The organism is Pantoea stewartii subsp. stewartii (assembly GCF_008801695.1).
GTDB classification, from domain to species: domain Bacteria; phylum Pseudomonadota; class Gammaproteobacteria; order Enterobacterales; family Enterobacteriaceae; genus Pantoea; species Pantoea stewartii.
This window is the reverse complement of record NZ_VZPF01000262.1, coordinates 1-444: the sequence shown is the minus strand read 5'-3', so window position 1 is coordinate 444 and position 444 is coordinate 1. Positions and strand designations below refer to the sequence as shown.

Genomic DNA, 444 nt, shown 5'->3' with positions numbered 1-444 from the left:
TTAGCGGTACCGATAAAAGCGTCATTTTGTTGATGACCATTGGCGAGGACCGGGCGGCAGAGGTGTTTAAGCACCTCTCCACCCGCGAAGTGCAGGCGCTGAGTACGGCGATGGCTAACGTGCGTCAAATCTCCAACAAACAACTGACGGACGTGCTGTCAGAGTTTGAGCAGGAAGCGGAGCAGTTCGCCGCGCTGAATATCAACGCCAACGAATATCTGCGTTCCGTGCTGGTAAAAGCGCTGGGCGAGGAGCGAGCTTCCAGCCTGCTGGAAGATATTCTGGAAACGCGCGATACCACCAGCGGTATCGAAACGCTCAATTTTATGGAGCCGCAGAGTGCTGCCGACCTGATTCGCGACGAGCACCCGCAGATTATCGCTACCATTCTGGTCCACCTCAAACGTGGCCAGGCCGCCGATATTCTGGCGCTGTTTGACGAGC

Annotated in this window: 1 pseudogene; it reads left to right on the top strand. The window is 56.1% G+C overall.

What is annotated here, in order from left to right:
* Positions 1–444, top strand: a pseudogene (fliG, locus tag F7Q90_RS26090) (flagellar motor switch protein FliG); the annotation flags it as partial.